General features: G+C 71.7%; 16 protein-coding genes and 1 pseudogene. 10 read left to right on the top strand and 7 right to left on the bottom strand.

What is annotated here, in order from left to right; translation table 11 throughout:
- Positions 1-52 precede the first annotated feature (52 nt).
- Genes BLT21_RS14345 through BLT21_RS14355 form a run of 3 tightly spaced genes read left to right on the top strand, consistent with a single transcriptional unit; the run spans position 53 to position 5,041 of the window.
- Positions 53-3,394, top strand: a complete 3,342-nt coding sequence (locus BLT21_RS14345; protein WP_091503526.1) for a DUF5107 domain-containing protein — start codon at positions 53-55, stop codon at positions 3,392-3,394.
- The gene (locus tag BLT21_RS14350) at positions 3,391-4,440 is read left to right on the top strand and encodes an alcohol dehydrogenase catalytic domain-containing protein (RefSeq protein ID WP_091503280.1); all 1,050 of its coding nucleotides are present in this window, start codon (positions 3,391-3,393) and stop codon (positions 4,438-4,440) included. Before BLT21_RS14345 ends, BLT21_RS14350 begins: the two co-directional genes overlap by 4 nt.
- Before the next feature lie 10 nt (positions 4,441-4,450).
- On the top strand, positions 4,451-5,041 hold the full coding sequence (locus BLT21_RS14355; RefSeq protein WP_091503283.1) for a VanZ family protein: 591 nt from the start codon (positions 4,451-4,453) through the stop codon (positions 5,039-5,041).
- Positions 5,042-5,050: 9 nt separating this feature from the next.
- On the opposite strand, the gene BLT21_RS14360 is transcribed toward BLT21_RS14355, so the two are convergent.
- Together BLT21_RS14360 and BLT21_RS14365 are read right to left on the bottom strand one after the other, a co-directional pair.
- Positions 5,051-5,404 (bottom strand): LysR family transcriptional regulator, encoded by a 354-nt coding sequence (locus BLT21_RS14360; RefSeq protein WP_091503285.1) that lies wholly within the window; start codon positions 5,402-5,404, stop codon positions 5,051-5,053.
- 4 nt (positions 5,405-5,408) lie between these two features.
- Entirely contained in the window at positions 5,409-7,442 is a 2,034-nt protein-coding gene (locus BLT21_RS14365; protein WP_176786927.1) for an ABC1 kinase family protein, read from the bottom strand.
- A 46-nt stretch (positions 7,443-7,488) separates the two neighbouring features.
- Between BLT21_RS14365 and BLT21_RS14370 the strand changes: the two genes are divergently transcribed.
- The 3 genes from BLT21_RS14370 to BLT21_RS14375 all read left to right on the top strand — a co-directional run bounded on the left by BLT21_RS14370 (position 7,489) and on the right by BLT21_RS14375 (position 10,308).
- Positions 7,489-9,333 carry a DEAD/DEAH box helicase gene (locus tag BLT21_RS14370; protein WP_091503529.1) on the top strand — a complete coding sequence of 615 codons (1,845 nt, stop codon included), beginning with the start codon at positions 7,489-7,491 and terminating at the stop codon, positions 9,331-9,333.
- A 147-nt stretch (positions 9,334-9,480) separates the two neighbouring features.
- Positions 9,481-9,621, top strand: a complete 141-nt coding sequence (locus BLT21_RS15905) for a hypothetical protein (RefSeq protein WP_256336094.1) — start codon at positions 9,481-9,483, stop codon at positions 9,619-9,621.
- A gap of 60 nt (positions 9,622-9,681) precedes the next feature.
- On the top strand, positions 9,682-10,308 hold the full coding sequence (locus tag BLT21_RS14375; protein ID WP_091503289.1) for a DUF1349 domain-containing protein: 627 nt from the start codon (positions 9,682-9,684) through the stop codon (positions 10,306-10,308).
- 16 nt (positions 10,309-10,324) lie between these two features.
- Here BLT21_RS14375 and BLT21_RS14380 read toward each other — a convergent pair whose 3' ends face one another.
- From BLT21_RS14380 to BLT21_RS14390, 3 genes are all read right to left on the bottom strand, one after another.
- Positions 10,325-10,915, bottom strand: coding sequence for a hypothetical protein (locus tag BLT21_RS14380; RefSeq protein WP_256336096.1), 591 nt, complete (start codon positions 10,913-10,915; stop codon positions 10,325-10,327).
- A 3-nt stretch (positions 10,916-10,918) separates the two neighbouring features.
- Entirely contained in the window at positions 10,919-12,067 is a 1,149-nt protein-coding gene (locus BLT21_RS14385; RefSeq protein ID WP_091503291.1) for a zinc-dependent alcohol dehydrogenase, read from the bottom strand.
- 260 nt (positions 12,068-12,327) lie between these two features.
- The gene (locus BLT21_RS14390; protein ID WP_091503293.1) at positions 12,328-13,200 is read right to left on the bottom strand and encodes a manganese catalase; all 873 of its coding nucleotides are present in this window, start codon (positions 13,198-13,200) and stop codon (positions 12,328-12,330) included.
- A gap of 206 nt (positions 13,201-13,406) precedes the next feature.
- Between BLT21_RS14390 and BLT21_RS14395 the strand changes: the two genes are divergently transcribed.
- The 3 genes and pseudogenes from BLT21_RS14395 (at position 13,407) to BLT21_RS14405 (ending at position 15,706) form a co-directional block, all read left to right on the top strand.
- Entirely contained in the window at positions 13,407-14,168 is a 762-nt protein-coding gene (locus BLT21_RS14395) for an MBL fold metallo-hydrolase (protein ID WP_091503295.1), read from the top strand.
- 25 nt (positions 14,169-14,193) lie between these two features.
- A pseudogene (locus BLT21_RS15910) lies at positions 14,194-14,402 on the top strand (SDR family oxidoreductase); the annotation flags it as partial.
- Between the two features lie 119 nt (positions 14,403-14,521).
- Positions 14,522-15,706: a glycosyltransferase family 4 protein gene (locus BLT21_RS14405; protein WP_091503298.1), complete on the top strand. Its 1,185-nt coding sequence runs from the start codon at positions 14,522-14,524 to the stop codon at positions 15,704-15,706.
- A gap of 39 nt (positions 15,707-15,745) precedes the next feature.
- Here BLT21_RS14405 and BLT21_RS14410 read toward each other — a convergent pair whose 3' ends face one another.
- Together BLT21_RS14410 and BLT21_RS14415 are read right to left on the bottom strand one after the other, a co-directional pair.
- A complete protein-coding gene (locus BLT21_RS14410) occupies positions 15,746-16,093 on the bottom strand; it encodes a histone-like nucleoid-structuring protein Lsr2 (protein ID WP_091503533.1) in 348 nt (115 codons plus the stop codon).
- Between the two features lie 21 nt (positions 16,094-16,114).
- The gene (locus BLT21_RS14415; RefSeq protein ID WP_091503300.1) at positions 16,115-16,972 is read right to left on the bottom strand and encodes a LuxR C-terminal-related transcriptional regulator; all 858 of its coding nucleotides are present in this window, start codon (positions 16,970-16,972) and stop codon (positions 16,115-16,117) included.
- Between the two features lie 122 nt (positions 16,973-17,094).
- Between BLT21_RS14415 and BLT21_RS14420 the strand changes: the two genes are divergently transcribed.
- Positions 17,095-17,445 carry a DUF485 domain-containing protein gene (locus BLT21_RS14420; protein WP_091503302.1) on the top strand — a complete coding sequence of 117 codons (351 nt, stop codon included), beginning with the start codon at positions 17,095-17,097 and terminating at the stop codon, positions 17,443-17,445.
- The last annotated feature ends 5 nt before the right edge of the window (positions 17,446-17,450 follow it).

Below are 17,450 nucleotides of genomic sequence, written 5' to 3' on the forward strand. Positions count from 1 at the left end.
GAGCCCCGCTTCCGCCATGTCGCGAGCACGCGCGATCGCCGACGCTGGAGGCATGCACTCGACCTCGACGACTCCGCTGCGCCTGCCCGAGCCTCCGCCGGGGGAGCAGGCGGCGCTCGACGACGGCGGCGTGGCCGTCTGGGAGCAGGACCTCACGATCGCCACGTACGAACCGGCGCCGCCCGAGAAGCTGCCCATGTTCTTCGATCGGCGCGTCTACCAGGGCTCGAGCGGACGCGTTTACCCCTTGCCGTTCACCGAGCGCATCGCATCCGAGCCCCGCGACCGCGCGTGGCGCGCCGTGCACATCGAGAACCGCTGGATCCGGCTCGTGATGCTGCCCGAGCTCGGCGGCCGCATCCACATCGGCTACGACAAGACCGCGGGTTACGACTTCTTCTACCGCAACAACGTCATCAAGCCCGCTCTCGTCGGACTCGCCGGCCCGTGGGTGTCGGGCGGCGTCGAGTTCAACTGGCCGCAGCACCATCGACCGGCGACCTTCCTGCCGATGGAGAGCTGGATCGAGCGCGAGCCCGACGGAGCGGTGACGGTGTGGATGTCGGACCATGACCCCTTCGCGCGCATGCGCGGCACCCACGGCGTCCGCCTGCGTCCCGACAGCTCGCTCATCGAGCTGCGCGCACGGCTGCACAACCGCACCGACGTGCCCCAGACGTTCCTGTGGTGGGCGAACGTCGCGGCGCGCGCCCACGAGGACTATCAGTCGTTCTTCCCGACCGACGTGCGGTACGTCGCCGATCACGCTCGGCGGGCCGTCACCGCATTCCCGCGGGCCGACCGTCCGTACTACGGGGTGGACTATCCCGCCCGCGTCGACGCCGAGCATCCGGATGCCGACCGCATCGACTACTACGGCAACATCCCCGTGCCGACCTCGTACATGGTGGTCGAGACCCGCGACGACTTCTTCGGCGGATACGACCATGCCGCCGGCGCGGGCTTCGTCCACTGGGCCGATCGCCGCATCGCGCCGGGCAAGAAGCAATGGACGTGGGGCAACGCGCCCTTCGGACACGCGTGGGACGACCAGCTCACCGACGGCGACGGCGCCTACGTCGAGCTCATGGCCGGGGTCTACACCGACAACCAGCCCGACTTCTCGTACCTGGCGCCCGGCGAGGTCAAGACGTTCTCGCAGTTCTGGTACCCCATCACCGGCATCGGCGCGGCGCACCAGGCGACCAAGGATGCCGCGGTGTCGGTCCAGGTCGGTGACGGGCGCGTCGAGGTCGGGGTCGTGTCGACCGCGGTGGTCCGCGATGCGCGCATCCGTGTCGCGGTCGGCGACCGCGTGGTCGAGCGCGTCGTCGACATCGAGCCCGGTCGTCCGTTCGTCGAGTCCCTCACGGGCGACGACGTCGCGAGCGGCGACGACCTGCGCGGCGGCGACCTGCGCGCCGTCGACGTCGAGGTCACCGTCACCAGCGGCGACCGGGAGCTGGTGCGATGGCGCCCGCGGGCCGACGACGATGCGGCGCCCGAGCCGGCCGTGGCCACCGAGCCGCCGCTGCCGGCCGACATCGCGTCGGCCGACGAGCTGTACCTGACGGGCGTGCACCTCGCGCAGTACCGCCACCCGACCCGTCAGCCCGAGCCGTACTGGCTCGAGGCGGTGAAACGCGACGCGGGCGACGCGCGGTCGAACACGGCCCTCGGAGCCGCCGCCACGGCACGCGGCGAGTACGACCGTGCGCGGGCCTATCTGCATACTGCGATCGAGCGACTCACGTTCCGCAACCCGAACCCGGCCGACGGCGAGGCCCACTACCGGCTCGGGCTCGTCGAGCTGCGTCGCGGCGACGCCGAGGCCGCATACGACGCCTTCGCCAAGGCCGCATGGGACGTGCGGTGGGCCCACCCCGCGAGCGTGCAGATGGGCCTGGCGGATGCCCGCGCGGGACGAGACCTCGACGCGCTCGGCCGGGCCGACGATGCGCGGCGGTTCGGGGCGGACGATCCGCTGCCCCGGCAGCTGCGCATCATCCTGCTTCGCCGCCTCGGACGGACGGCGGACGCCGACGCCGAGCTCGCTGCGCTCCGAGAAGACGACCCGCTCGACGTGCTGACGGGCTACCTCGCCGATCGGCGCCTGCCCGCCGACGGCCTGATGCTGCTCGACCTCGCCGGCGACCTGGAACGCGCGGGCGAGCGCGACGCCGCGCTCGCCGTCCTCGCCGCGGCTACGACCGCCCCCGCCGCCGGCACGGGCGCCGCCGCGCCTGTCGCGGAGTACCGCAGGGCGGCTGTGCTCGCCGACGCGGGCGACGACGAGCAGGCATCCGCGGCACGCCGGCGCGCACAGCAGGCACCGGCGGACTGGGCGTTCCCGGCCGGCCTCGACGCGCACGACGCCCTGCGCCGGGCCGTCGCCGCCGACCCGGCCGACGCGCGGGCCCGGTCGCTGCTCGGGATGTGGCTCTACGACCGCGGTCGTCGCGCCGACGCCCTCGACCTCTGGCGCGAGGCCCTGACCGAGACCACCGACGACGCGGTGCTGCTGCGCAACGCCGCCCTCGCGACGGTCGAGGTCGCGGGAGACCTCGATTCGGCTGCCGCGCTCTACGACCGCGCCGTGCGGTCCAGTGCCGATCCCCGGCTGTGGTTCGAGCTCGACCAGCTCGCGCAGCGCCGCGGCATCCCGGCCGCCGCACGCCTCGCGCGGCTCGAACCGCACCGCGAGCTCATCACGGTGCGCGACGACCTGCTCGTGACGCTCGCCGACCTGCTGACCGCGACGGGCCGCGCGGCCGAGGCGATCGACCTGCTGCTCTCACGGCCGCTGCAACCGTGGGAGGGTGGCGAGGGGATCGCCATCCGCGCGTTCGCCCGCGCCTGCCTCGCGCGGGCCGACGAGCTGCGGCCGGATGCCGCGGGGGCCGTGATCGAGCGGGCGCTCGACGCGCCCCGGTCGCTCGGCGAGGCGTGGCACCTGCTCGACGACCGCGCGTCGCTCTGGCTGCGGCTCGGGCGCGCCCGGTCCGAGGCGGGCGATGCCGCGGGTGCGGATACTGCGTGGCGTCGCGCGGTCGACGAGTCCGTCGCAGGGGAGGTCGGCGCCGACACGCTCGACGGCGCCCGGGCGGCCCGCGCCCGCGGCGACCACGGCACAGCCGCCTCGTTGCGCTCGCGCGTGGCCGCGCGGTCGACCGAACTGCGCACGACGCCCGCGCGCATCGATTACTTCGCCACCTCGCTGCCCGAGACGCTGCTGTTCTCGCTCGACCCCGCCGACGACGCGCGGAGACGGGCGGACGAGCTCGAGGCCGCGCTCGCGCGGTATGACGCGGCGGATGGCTCGGGCGAGCCCACGGAGAGATCGGGAACTCCTGCCGCGGCGACCGCCGACGCCGACCGCGAGGTGCTCGCATGAGCGCCGGAGCCGACCGGATGATGGCGAGCGTGCTCGTCGAGCCGCGACGCCTCGAGGTGCGCGACGTGCCGGTTCCGGCGATGGAGCCCGGCGACGTGCTCGTCGAGCTCACCGCCGTCGGACTGTGCGGTTCCGACGTGCACTTCTTCGAGCACGGACGCGTCGGCGACCTCGTGGTCGAGCGGCCGCTCATCCTGGGTCATGAGGCCGCGGGGGTCATCGCCGCCGTCGCGTCGCCGGCCGACGAGCATCGCGTCGGACAGCGCGTCGCGATCGACCCGCAGCGTCCGTGCCGGTGGTGCCCCGCGTGCCGTGCGGGGCGCTCGAACCTCTGCGAACGGATGCGGTTCCCCTCGGCCCCGCCCGAAGACGGCGCGTTCGCGAGATACCTCGCGGTGCCCGCGGATGCCGCGCACCCGCTGCCCGACACCATGAGCGACGACGAGGGAGCGCTCGTCGAGCCCCTGTCGGTCGGCATCGCGGCCGTCCGCAAGGCCGGCGTCGTGCCCGGGTCGCGCGTGCTGGTGGCCGGCGCCGGGCCGATCGGGGTGCTGACCGGTGCCGCCGCTCGCGCGTTCGGGGCCGCGGAAGTCGTCGTGGCTGACCCCATCGCCGCACGCCGTGAGGTCGCGCTCGCGCACGGGGCCACCCGTGCCGTCGACCCGGACGACGTGGCCGCACTCGACGGCCGGATGGACGCGTTCGTCGACGCGTCGGGTGCGCGTGCCGCGATCGCGGCAGGGCTGCGCTCGCTGCGAGGCGCCGGTCGCGCGGTGCTCGTCGGCATGGGGGCGGCCTCGGTCGAGCTCGACCTCTTCCTGGTGCAGAGCCGCGAGCTGGTCATCGAGGGGCTGTTCCGCTACGTCGACACCTGGCCCCTCGCCATCCACCTCGTCTCCTCGGGCGCCGTGCGGGTCGACGACCTCGTCACCGCCCGTGGCGGGCTCGACGACCTCGCCGACTTCTTCGCGCGCAACTCCGCTCCGGACGCGATGAAGTTCCTCGTCGACCCCCGCGTGCGGCGGCTCGACGGGCCGGGGCGGTAGCGTCGGTCGGATGAGTGATCCGTTCGGCGAAGTGCCGGTCCTGCCGGTAGTCGTGCCCCTCGGCCTGGTCGTCTTCGTCATCCTGCTGGTGACGCTGTCGGCGCGTCGCCGGCTGACGCTCCCGCGCATGGCCGTCGCCGCGGCACTCGCTGTCTATGCCGCGGGGATCGTCGGCAACACCGTCTTCCCGATCTTCCTCGACAAGCCCGACTCCGGCGGGCCGTGGACGCCCGGTCTGTCGCTCCTCCCGTTCGTCGACTACGAGGTCGAGGACGCTCTCACGAACATGCTCGTCTTCGTGCCCCTCGGCATCCTGATCCCGCTGCTGCTCGCGCGGCCGACCTGGCTGAAGGTCGTCGGGGCGGCCGCGCTCACGAGTCTCGGGGTCGAGTCGGCGCAGCTCGCGGCGCAGGCGTTCTTCGCCGGTGGCCACATCGCCGACATCAACGACTTCCTCTCGAACGTCGCGGGCGGCGCCATCGGCTACGGCGTGCTCACGCTGCTCGCACGCGTGCCCGTGCTGTCCCGTCTGATCGATCCCTTCCGGTGGAGCCCGCGAGGCGCCACCGAGCCGGCAGAGAGCACGTCCATCCGAGGATGACGGCGGGGGTCAGCGCCCCTGACGCTTCTTGTACGGTTTCGGCTGGCCCTTCACGATCGGTGCACGACCCGAGCCCTTCGACGCCTTCGCCTTGCCGCCCGACGTCGACTTCTGCTTGGGCGCGACGGCCGGTGCGGGGGCTGCGGCGACCTCGGCCCGCGCGTCGTCGAGCAGCAGCGCGCCCGCCGGAGTCAGAGCGGGCTTGCCGCCGTCCTTCGTGAACAGCGGGTGCCCCGCCTCCTCCTCGAGCCGGTCGAGCGAGGAGTAGAGCACCGGCAGCGACACTCCGAGGCGTTCGGCCGCGCGCGGGAAGTGCAGGGTCTCGGCGGCCGCGATGAAATGGACGAGGTCGCGGATCTTCATGGGGTCACCTTCCGTCGCGCCTGACCAGCGCGGTGCGCAGCGAGCGCAGGAGCAGCAGCAGTCCGCCGAGCCCGACCACACTACCGAGGAACGGGAACACCGACACCGTGTCGGTCAGCAGCGGGCCGTGGTCGGCGACGCCGAGCATCACACCCACGATGACCAGCGTCGCGCCCACGACGGTGGTGGTCAGCCGCCCGGTGAGCGATTCGACCCACGATCGGTCGTCGGGCGCCTCGAGCGCGCGCAGTCGCACCGTCAGCTGACCCGACTCGAGGTCTCCGAGGATGCCGTCGACACGACGCGGGAGCTCGCGCAGCCGCTCGAGACCGAGCTGCGCCTGCACCTGAGCGGTCATGGCCGCCGCGCGCGGGTCGCCCAGGTGCAGCGCGTAGTGCGGGGCGCGGGAGAGCGCGCGTTTGATCATGTCGTAGTCAGGGTCGAGGCGCCGGAGGGTCCCCTCGACGGCGCCGAGCGTGCGGAAGGCGAGGAGCAGCCCCGGAGGGAGCGCGAGCCGGTGACGGCGCAGCACCTCGATGAGCGCGGCGAACAGGTGCTGATCGGCGCGCGAGTTGTGCATGCGGGTGAGGATGACGCCGATGTCGTGCTGCAGCGCGCCGATGTCGAGGTCGGCGTCGGCCCGCGGTTTGACCAGCATCAGCACGGCATCGGTCGCTCCCGAATCGTCCTCGTTGTGCAGGGCGACGAGCAGAGGGAGCAGCAGCCGTCGCAGGCTGCGCTCGACGACGCCGACCGAGCCGAAGTCGATGAGGGCGACGATGCCGTCGGGCTGCAGGATGAGGTTGCCCGGATGCAGGTCGGCGTGGAACACCCCGCGCAGCGCGATCTGCCCGACGATCACGTCGAGCACGGCGTCGGCGATGCGCGTCGCGTCGTCGCGGGCGACGGCGCCGGGGGAGTCGCTGCCCGGTTCCGGCAGTCGGCTGAACGGCACGCCGCGCACGTGCTCCATCACGATCAGCTGCTCGCTGCACAGCTCCGGATACACGTCCGGGATGCGCACCGCTCGTGCGTCGGCGGACGTCATCGAGTCGCGCAGCATCTCCATGTTCGCGACCTCGACGCGGTAGTCGAGCTCCTCGCGCAGCGCGACGGCGAACTGCGCCGCGAGCGCCGAGGCGCCGACATCCTTCGCCCACGTCGTCCGCCGCTCGAGGTCGGCGGCGGCATGCTCGATGATGTCGAGGTCGGTGGCGACCTGCGCACGCGCCTTCGGGCGCTGGATCTTCACGACCACCGACGTGCCGTCGCGCAGACGCGCCGCGTGGACCTGTCCGACCGACGCGGCGGCCAGCGGCGTCTCGTCGATGCTCGCGAAGACCAGCTCGATCGGACGGCCGAGCTGCGTCTCGATCGCCGACTTCGCGTCGTTCCAGGGGATGGGAGTGGTGTCCATCTGCAGCGACGCGAGGGCGGTCGTGATCTCGGCGGGCAGCAGATCGCCGCGCGTGGAGAGGATCTGACCGAGCTTGACGAAGGTGACCCCGGCGTCATCGAGCGTCGCCGCGAGAGCCCGCGGCAGCTCGGCCCGGGCCGATTCGCTGCGCACCCCGTCGAGGCCGTGGCGCGACGCGATCGCGACGATGCGGGCGTACCGCATGGCGCGGCGTCGGCGGTGCAGCGCCTCGCGGACGGCGGTGATGGGACCGACGGGCGGCCGCGCCGGCCACATCAGCTCGAGCGTGATGAGGGCGATGAGCACGATCGCGAACAGCCACGCGAGCACGAGGAGCACGAATCCGAAGGCGATCGGCTGGTCGGTGAGCAGGCGACCGTCCTCGAGCACACCGGCCTCGCGCAGCACCCAGACCCCCAGCGGCCCGAACACGACGAAGACGACGAGCGAGACGAGCGGCCCCCGCACCCACCCGACGCGCGCCTCGAGAGCGCGCTTGGCGAGCCACGTCGCGATGACGGCGAACACGACCGCGGCGATGGCGAAGATCAGCCACTCCGGCATCCGTACCCCCTCGAGCCCGTCGTCGTGCTTCGAGGCTATGCCACCGCGCCCGCGCATGCCGGGCCGATCATGCGTTCTCGGCGACGGCGGACTACCCTGAAGCGTGTCCACTTCTGCTGAACAGTCCGCACCCGAGTCCGTCGACGAGCCGCCCGTCATCACTTTCCGCGACCTCGGACTGGGGGAGCAGGTCCTGAAGGCGCTCTCCGACGTGGGTTACGAGACCCCCTCGGCGATCCAGGCCGCGACCATCCCGACGCTGCTCGAGGGACGCGACGTCGTCGGCCTCGCGCAGACCGGAACCGGCAAGACGGCCGCGTTCGCGCTGCCGATCCTCGACCGTCTCGACCTCGCGCAGAAGACCCCGCAGGCCCTCGTGCTCGCCCCCACCCGCGAGCTCGCGCTGCAGGTCTGCGAGGCGTTCGAGAAGTATGCGGCCCGCACGAAGGGCGTTCATGTCCTCCCGGTCTACGGCGGACAGGGGTACGGCGTGCAGTTGTCGGCGCTTCGCCGCGGCGTCCACGTGATCGTCGGCACGCCCGGCCGCATCATGGACCACCTCGACAAGGGCACGCTGGATCTCTCCGAGCTCAAGTACCTCGTGCTCGACGAGGCCGACGAGATGCTGAAGATGGGCTTCGCCGAGGACGTCGAGACGATCCTCGCCGACACCCCCGACACGAAGCAGGTCGCCCTCTTCTCGGCGACGATGCCGGCCGCGATCCGTCGCATGTCGAAGCAGTACCTGAACGATCCCGAAGAGATCACCGTCGCGTCGAAGACGACGACCTCGTCGACCATCACCCAGCGCTACCTGATCGTGTCGTTCCAGCAGAAGATCGACGCGCTCACCCGCATCCTCGAGGTCGAGAACTTCGAGGCGATGATCGTCTTCGCCCGCACGAAGAGTGCGACCGAGGAGGTCGCCGAGAAGCTGCGCGCCCGCGGCTACTCCGCCGCCGCGATCAACGGCGACGTGGCCCAGGTGCAGCGCGAGCGCACCGTCAACCAGCTCAAGTCGGGCAAGCTCGACATCCTGGTCGCCACGGATGTCGCCGCGCGCGGTCTCGACGTCGAGCGCATCTCGCACGTCGTGAACTTCGACATCTCGACCGATACCGAGTCGTACGTGCACCGCATCGGTCGCACCGGTCGCGCCGGCCGCACCGGCGACGCGATCAGCTTCGTCACGCCTCGCGAGCGCGGTCTCGTCAACGCGATCGAGCGCGCGACGCGCCAGCCGCTGACGCAGATGCAGCTGCCGAGCGTCGACGAGGTCAACGTGACGCGCCTCTCGCGCTTCGACGACCGCATCACCGCGGCGCTCGAGGAGACCGAGCGCGTGGAGCGCTTCCGCGACATCATCGCCCACTACGTCCGGCACCACGACGTGCCCGAGGTCGACGTCGCGGCGGCCCTCGCCGTCGTGGCGCAGGGCGAGACGCCGCTGCTGCTCGAGCCCGACCCCGAGCCGCGGGCCCGCGCGCCGCGCGACGATCGTGCCCCGCGCACGTTCGACCGCGACGACCGCGACGGGCGCCCCGAGCGTCGCCCGCGGGGGAGCAACCCGAACATGACGACGTACCGCATCGCGGTCGGCAAGCGCCACCGCGTGGAGCCGCGTCAGATCGTCGGAGCGCTCGCCAATGAGGGTGGGCTGAGCCGTGGCGACTTCGGCGCCATCCAGATCCGTCCCGACTTCTCGCTCGTCGAGCTGCCGTCCGACATGCCGCAGTCGACGCTCGACCGGCTGTCCGACACCCGCATCTCGGGCAAGGCGATCGAGATCCGCGTCGACACCGGCGGTCCCGGCCGTCGCCCGCGCGACCGTGACGACCGCGGCGGCTCCGACCGCTTCGGCGGCCGCGATCGCGACGACCGCGGTTCGCGCGACGACCGTGATGACCGCCCCGCGCGCAAGCCGCGCCATCGCGCCGATCACGACTGACCCGCGTTCGGCGGCGACGGTCGACGCTGCGTCGCGCCGAGCACCGATCGCGCGGCGCGGCAAGCCCCGTTCGCTCCCCGGCCATGACGGGGCACAGTGGGTGATGTTCCGAGTGCTCGGGACGCCACCCACGATCGGAGGCACCGCATGAGCGAGCAGCACCACGGCCACCACGGCCACGACGACGCGACCCACGGCGGCGACTCCGCCGCAGCGGCCGGATCGGAGTCGCCCGAGGAGGGCGCCGAGGCCGAAGAGGCGGCGGAGGACGCCCGCACCGACGGCTGACGGCCGTCGTCCGTCGTCCGTCGTCAGCGGTGGGGCTTCGATCTTCGGGATACTGGGGTCATGAGCACCACCGCTGTCGTCGTTCCCGGATTCCCTGTCGCGCTGGTCCCGTCCGAGGCTTGGGCATGGCACGTGCACGATACCGGTGTCGCCGCCACGGCTAAGCCCCATAGTGATCTCTTCGTCGATCCGAGTGGTGCATCGAGCACGGCGGCGGAGTCCATGATGAACGCGGTGAGGCTGACAGCGTCTGCTCCGACCGGCGACTTCACCTTCGAGTCACGGGTCGGCGTCGACTTTGGAGCGACCTTCGATGCGGGCGTTCTCCTCGTGTGGGTCGATGAGAGGCGGTGGGCGAAGCTCTGCTTCGAAGCCGCTCCTTCGGGCGGCCCGATGGTCGTTTCCGTCGTGACACGCGGCGTCTCGGACGATGCGAACGCCTTCGATGTCCCCGGTGCCGAAGTATGGCTGCGGGTGTCGCGTGTCGGACCGGTGTTCGCCTTCCACGCGTCCATCGACGGCGACACCTGGTCCATGGTGCGTGCATTCGCCCTGCCTCTCGGCGAGGACGACGAGGTGCGTATCGGCTTCGAGGTGCAGAGCCCGACGGGTGACGGTTGCGCCGTCCGGTTCGCCGACGTCGCGCTCACCGAGAGGAGGCTGCGGGACCTGCGCGACGGCTCCTGAGCAGCGATCGGCCGTCTCAGTGCCGCCGCAGCGCGCGCCTCGCGATGCCGATGACGGCCCACCCGGCGAGGATCCATGGACCCGCCACGATGAGGGGGTCCATCCAGGTGTGACGCAGGTCGACGCGACCGCGGCCGATGCGGGAACGGATCGGATGCCGCCGCGTCTCGGCGAGCACACCGGTCTCGGTGATCGGGTTGTCGGGGCGCAACGACGCGAGCGAGCGCACGTGCGCTCCGATCGCCTCGACCCGGTCCCCGAGGATGAGAAGCAGCCAGTGTGCCGCGCGGCCCTCGCTGAACCGGTCGTACGCGAGTCGGCGGATACCCCCGGACAGCCCGTGCAGGGGCTGCGCCGTGCCGTACACCGGCGTGAGGAACGCATGCTCGATCGAGCGTTCGCGACGGGGGTCGAGGGCCTGCCGTGTCGGCATCCCGCGTCCGGCCGCCTCGTCGTCGATCACCTCGACGGTGCCCGACGGGCGGTCGGCGGGGTCGAGGTCCACTCCCCACCCGGGGATGCGCGCACGCAGGGCGGCCCGGTCGGGGGCTGGACGCGGCACGCTCGGTGTGTAGGGCGTCGGGACGTCGGTCGAGTCGGTGCTCATGGATCAGCCTTCCGCGGGGACGACGACGGTCTTGACGCAGTCATCGAGCTTGGACGAGAACATGTGGTACCCCTCCGCGATGTGGTCGAGCGGGATGCGGTGGGTGATGAGATCGCGCGGCGCGATGTGACCGTTCCGGATGTGCTCGAACAGGCGCGGCCACTGCCGCTTCACGGGCGCCTGGTTCATCCGCAGAGTCAGGCCCTTGTTCATGGCATCGCCGAACTTGACGGCGCTGAATAGCGGTCCATAGGCGCCGATGACCGAGACGCGCCCGCCCTTGCGGACGCCGTCGATCGCCCAGTTGAGCGCGACGGGCGAGCCGCCCTGCAGCTTGAGCTTGGCCGACGTCACGTGCTGCGTGAGGTTCCCGTCGGCCTCGGCGCCGACCGCGTCGATCACGACGTCGGCGCCGAGGTAGTCCGTCATCCGCTTCATCTCGAGCACGACGTCACGATGCTCCGAGATGTTGACGGTCTCGGCATGCGCGAAATCGCCGGCCTTGGTCAGCCGGTAGTCGAGGTGGTCGAACGAGACGACCCGTCCGGCGCCCATGAGCCATGCCGACTGCGCCGCGGCCAGACCGACAGGCCCGGCACCGAGCACCATCACGGTGTCGCCCTCCCTGATCCCGCCCAGCTGTGCACCGAAGTATCCGGTGGAGTAGGCATCCGTGAGCAGCAGCGCGTCCTCGTCCGACATCCAGTCGGGGATGACCGACGGGCCGACATCGGCGAAGGGCACCCGGACGAGCTCGGCCTGCCCGCCGTCGTAGCCGCCCGTGGTGTGGGAGTAGCCGTAGATGCCGCCCACCGCCGTGGCGTTGGGGTTCACGTTGTGGCAGTTCGAGACGAGACCGCGGGCGCAGAAGTAGCACCTGCCGCAGAAGATGTTGAAGGGCACCATCGCCCGGTCGCCCACGGCGAGGTTCGTCACCGCGCCCCCGAGCTGTTCGACCACGCCGATGAACTCGTGGCCGAACGTATGGCCGATGCGGGTATCGGGCATCATCCCGTGGTACAGGTGCAGGTCTGAGCCGCAGATCGCGGCGAGCTTCACTCGGACGATGGCGTCGTGCGGATGCTCGATACGCGGATCGGGCTTCTCCTCCACGCGCACCTTGTACGGTCCGCGGTACGTCATGGCTTTCATCGATCGCCTTTCTGCCGGGGTGGTGCCGCCACCCTGCGCCCCGGGGCGATGCGCGCCCACGGGGTGGACGATGCCCGCCCCGGCCGCTATCGTGCCCGCCCGCGGATGCGCGAACCTCTGCTGCGTCGCAGACCCGGTCGCCGATGCAAGAGAACACACCCGTCACCCCGGTCGGATCGGCATCCGGTCGGGGTGGCGGTCGAGATCCCTTGCATCGACGCACGGCATCGGCGCGCAGCGACGTCGCGCACGCGGCGGGGTCAGAGCTTGTCGCGGATGAAGCCCTCCGCCTTGTCGATGATGTTCGGCTTGGCGTCCGTGCCGTAGAACCGGGGGTCGGGCTGCGTCGGCGGCGGCATCGGCACCGAGGTGTCGGGGCCGTCGAGGTAGGTGAACTCGCCCTTGCCGTCGGGGGTGGGGCCCGATGCCCACGAGCCCTCCGCGGCGGCTGCGCCGTCGGAGAAGTTGATGTACTTGTACGAGTGGTCGCGCGCTTCGTTCGAGAGCGGGAAGTTCGACGGCACGGGGATGTCCTCCACTCCCTCTTCGCGCAGCTCCTGGGCGGCGCGGATCCATTGGTTCTGGTGCATGGTGTCGCGGGCGAGGAGGAACGAGAGCATGTCGCGGACGCCCTTGTCCTCGGTCATGTGGTAGATCCGGGCGACCTGCAGGCGCCCCTGCATCTCGGCGTTGGCGTTGGCGGTGAAATCGGCGAGCAGGTTGCCGCTCGCGGTGACGTACGAGCCCTGCCACGGGTTGCCGTTCGAGTCGACGGGACGAACGCCGGCGCCCGCGACGATCGCGGCCTGGACGTCCATACCGCCGATGATGGCACCCAGGACGGGATCCGACTTCGCCGCCGCCTCCGACTGCTCGGCGGGGGCCTTCTCCAGCAATTGCGCGATCATGATCGCCAGCATCTCGACGTGGCCGAACTCCTCGGCACCGATGCCGTAGAGCAGGTCGCGGTACTTGCCGGGGATGTGGGCGTTCCACGCTTGGAACCCGTACTGCATCGCGACGGTGATCTCGCCGTACTGGCCGCCGAGCACCTCCTGCATTCGCCGCGCGAAGATCGCATCCGGCTTGTCGGGTGTCGCAGTGAACTGCAGTTCTTGACGATGGAAGAACATCGCGCCTCCTGGGGGATCGGCCGAGCGTGAAATGCGCCGGGGCGGCGAACGTAGGACCGGGTTCCGACGGATGCCGCGGGCCTTGACTCGCCCGCAACGCGGTGCGACCATCGCGCCCGCGCGGCCCGCAGACCCCGCCCCGTGTCAACCCCCGCGCGCTCGTCGCGAACCGACAGCAGGATCGGCGCACACCGAGGGGGAGACTCATGACCGATCACCGACCGCGGGTGTCCGAGGTCGCCGACGGCGTGTTCCAGCTCGCTCGCGCCGGGGTCAACGCGTACCTCGTCGCCGCGGACAACGGGCTCGTGCTCATCGACGCCGGGCTGCCGCGTACCTGGCCGCTGCTCGAGCGCACCCTCGCCTCGCTCGGCGCGCGGGCGTCCGACATCGACGCTCTCCTGCTGACACACGGGCACTTCGATCACGTCGGCATGTGCGAACGGCTCGTCGAGGAGCATCGCCTCGTGCCCCGGGTCCACCCGGGCGACGCCGAGCTCGTGCGGCATCCGTACCGCTACGCCCACGAGAACGCGCGCCTCCCGTATCCCTTCCGGTATCCCGGTGCCGTCCCGATCCTCGGCCGCGTGGTCGTAGCTGGCGCGCTCGGGGTGACGGGGGTCCGCGCCGATCCGACCATCTTCGACGGTGACATGATCCCGCTCGCGGGAGGCATCGTCGCGATCGCGACTCCCGGGCACACCGGCGGGCACTGCGCGTTCCTGCTCGAGGCCCGCGGCATCCTGCTGACCGGCGACGCGCTCGTCACCCTCGACCCCTACACCGGCCGCACGGGTCCGCGAGTCGTCGCGCGTGCCGCGACCGCGCGCAGCGACGACGCGTTGCGGTCACTGAGTCTGCTCGCTGAGACGGAGGCGAGCCTCGTGCTCCCCGGCCACGGCGAGGCCTGGGACCGCGGGGGCATCGCATCTGCGGTCGCGATCGCCCGGTCGCGCGGGGTGGACTGACCGTCTCCCTCGCCCAACCTGCACGCCGGGCCTGATCTGGACTCCGCTGATACCCGCGACCCTGCCGGCGGACGCGGTCGAGAGCTTCAGCGAGCAGACGCCGCTCAGACGCCGCTCGGACGAGCCGGGCAGCCGGCCGAGCTCGCGCCCGCGTATGTGCTCCTCGCCTCGGATGAGGCGTCGTACATATCGGGCGCCCGCCTCGCCGTCACGGGGGGCAAGCCGATCCTCTAAGACCGGAGCCCCCGGGCGTCGCTGTACGTTCACGCAACGCTCGTCCGCGGTTCACGCACCGCGGACGGGCGTTGCCGCACGATGGATCGCACCTGCCGCGTCGATCCCGAAGGTCTTGCATGAGCGCTCCGCTTCGCGTCCTCACCCTCACCGAGGGCTTCTTCGCCGGCGGAGCCCGCATCCTGCACAGCGACGTCGTCGCCGGTCTCCATGAGCGCGGCGGGCAGAGCCACGGGGTGCTGGCGATCGCGTCGCGAGCGAGGCGCGAATCGACCATCCAGCACATGGCCGCCGACCCGCGGTATCGGGCGCTTCGTGCGGCCGGAGTGGCGATCACCTCGCTCGGCAAGACGGCGGCGGCGGTGCCCCACGCGCCGCACGCCTTCTCGTCGCGGCAGCTGCGCACGGCCGCGCGCGCGATCGCCGGCGCCGACGTGGTGCTCACGCTCAAGGAGCAGCCGCTCGGGCTCCTGCTCGCCCTCGACGACGCGATGATGCTGCCCGACCGGCCCGTCGTCGCGTGCCTGCACCGGTCCGACCCCGGGCACTCCGGGGAGGCGCTCGTGTGGCTCGGCGAGAGCGTGCGGCGCGGCATCGTCACGGCATCCGTCTCGTGCGCGCGGTCGACGGATGCCGCCTACGCACCGGTCCTCGGCGACATCGAGCGTCACGTCGTCGACAACGGGATCGATCTGTCGCGGTTCCGCCCCGCCATCACGCGCGGGGGCGATCCCGTGCGGCGCGAGCTGGGCATTCCCGACGACGAGGTCGTCGTCGCCTACGCGGCCCGCTTCGACGCGATGAAGGACCCGGAGCTGTTTCTGCGGTCGGTCGCGGCCCATCGGGCGCTCGTGCCGGACGCGCACTACATCCTGTGTGGGGCGGGTATGACGGCGCAGAACCCGGGCTTCGCCGCTCTCGTCGCCGCGGTCGGGGCAGACCGCATCCACGCCCTCGGCATCCGCGACGACATGCCCGCCGTGTACCGCGCCGCCGACGTGGTCGCGCTGACCAGCGCTTACGGCGAGGCGGCCCCGCTATGCCTGCTCGAGGGCGCGGCGAGCGGAGCGATCCCGGTGACGACGGATGTCGGCGACGCCGCGCGGCTCGTCGCGGGCATCGGCATCGTCGCCGACCGGCATCCCGACGCGATCGCCGCAGCATGGTGCCGGGCCATCGCCCAGCGTGGAGCGTTCAGCGCCGCCGCGCTCGCCGCCCGCAGCCGCCTGGGCCGCGATCGCATGATTTCCGAGTACGCCGCCGTCGTCGCCGGTCAGCGCCGCCGCCTCCGGCTCGCCGCCTGACCTGGCCCGCCCGGCCCCGGCCCGCCCAGAAGGTGCGCGTCAGTGCGCGGCGTCGTACGCGTCGAGCACGGATGCGGGCACGCGGCCGCGCTCGGAGACCTCGTAGCCGTTCTCGGCCGCCCACGCCCGGATGGGCGCGTAGTCGCGCTGGCTTGAGCGGCGCTGCGTGCGGGCGGCGGTGCGGCCGATGGCCGAGCCCGCGCTGATGCGGCGGCCCGCGTCGATGAAGGGGGCGAGCGCGTCGCGCAGGCGGTCGGCGTTCTCGTCCGTGAGGTCGATCTCGTACGCGACGCCGTCGAGGGAGAACATCACCGTCTCGCCGTCGCCGATCTCGAGGACGGTGCCGTCGAGGTCGTCGACGAGCTGATGCATGATCTTGCGAGCCATGCGGATCACCCTAGCGTCGGGTCAGGGGAGGAGCCCGATGCGCCGAGCGCGTGCTACGGCGGCGTGGCGGGTCGACGCGTCCAGCTTCGCCATGGCGGCCTGCAGGTACGACTTGACCGTCCCCTCCTTCAGGCTCAGCGCTGCCCCGATCTCGGCGTTCGTCGATCCGAGGGCGCAGCAGGCCAGCACGTCCAGCTCGCGGGGCGACAGCTGCACGTCGGCATCCGGTGTCGCGCTCGCGCCCTCGCCGGCGACCGTGGTCAGGCGGCGCTCGACCGCCGCGAGCCGCGCACGCAGCTCGGCGTCGTCGACCGTCGCGGCGATGCTGCGCAACTCCGCGAAGCTCTCGCGCAGGTCCTCACGCGCCGAGGGCGAGAGCCCTGCCACCGTTTCGGGCGGCGGGGTCAGCGAGAGCCTGCGCTGCACCTCGTCGCGGATGCGGAGCTCGGTGCCGATCGCGTCGGCGGCGCGGAAGGCGGGCCGGGCCACGAGGTCGCCGACCGGCGCCTGAGACCACGAGCCGCAGTACAGCACCCCGCGGGCGCGACCGTCGGTGACGATGGGCACGGCGAACAGCGTCGCGATGCCCTCGCCGAGGATCGCGCGGTCGTAGTCGTGCGTGATGGTGCGGGCGGTCCGGTAGTCGAGCGCCAACCGGGGGCGCTTCTCGATCATGGCGGCACCGCCCAGGCCGCGGCCGACGCGCACGACGAGGTCGTCGATGGCGTGGGAGCGTGCGCCGGCGATCGCGGTGACGTGCACCGAGCCCTGGCTCTCGAGGCCGCCAAAGACCACGGGAAAGCGTGTGCTGCGTGCCAGCTCGTCGATCGCGCGGGAGACCAGCTGCGCGTCGTTCTCGGGGGCCGCCAGCGCTGTCACGCACTACCTACTTCCGGGGGTGACGGCCTCGTTGCCGCCTTCGTAGCGTCGACCCTACCACCGCGGTCCGTCGACGACGACGGTCGAGGGAGCAGCTGCTCACCATGAGGCAAGGAGGCCACATGACCGCATCCAACACCCACTCGCCGCCTCCTGCGGGAGTGGATTACGTCGCCGTCGAACAGTCGGCGCCCTTCCAGGAACTCAAGCGCAAACACCGCAGTTTCGTGTGGCCGCTGACGATCGTCTTCCTCGTCTGGTACTTCGTCTACGTCCTGCTGTCGTCGTTCGCGACCGACTTCATGGCGCAGCGTGTCACGGGCGACATCACCGTCGGGCTGGTGTTCGGCCTCGGCCAGTTCGTCACGACGTTCGCCATCACGATGGGCTACGTCTGGTACGCCAACCACAAGCTCGATCCGGTCTCGTCGTCGATCCGACACGATCTCGAGCGCCAGGAGGCGGGTTCGTGAACGGC

It is taken from the genome of Microbacterium sp. cf332 (assembly GCF_900102175.1).
Classification (GTDB): domain Bacteria; phylum Actinomycetota; class Actinomycetes; order Actinomycetales; family Microbacteriaceae; genus Microbacterium.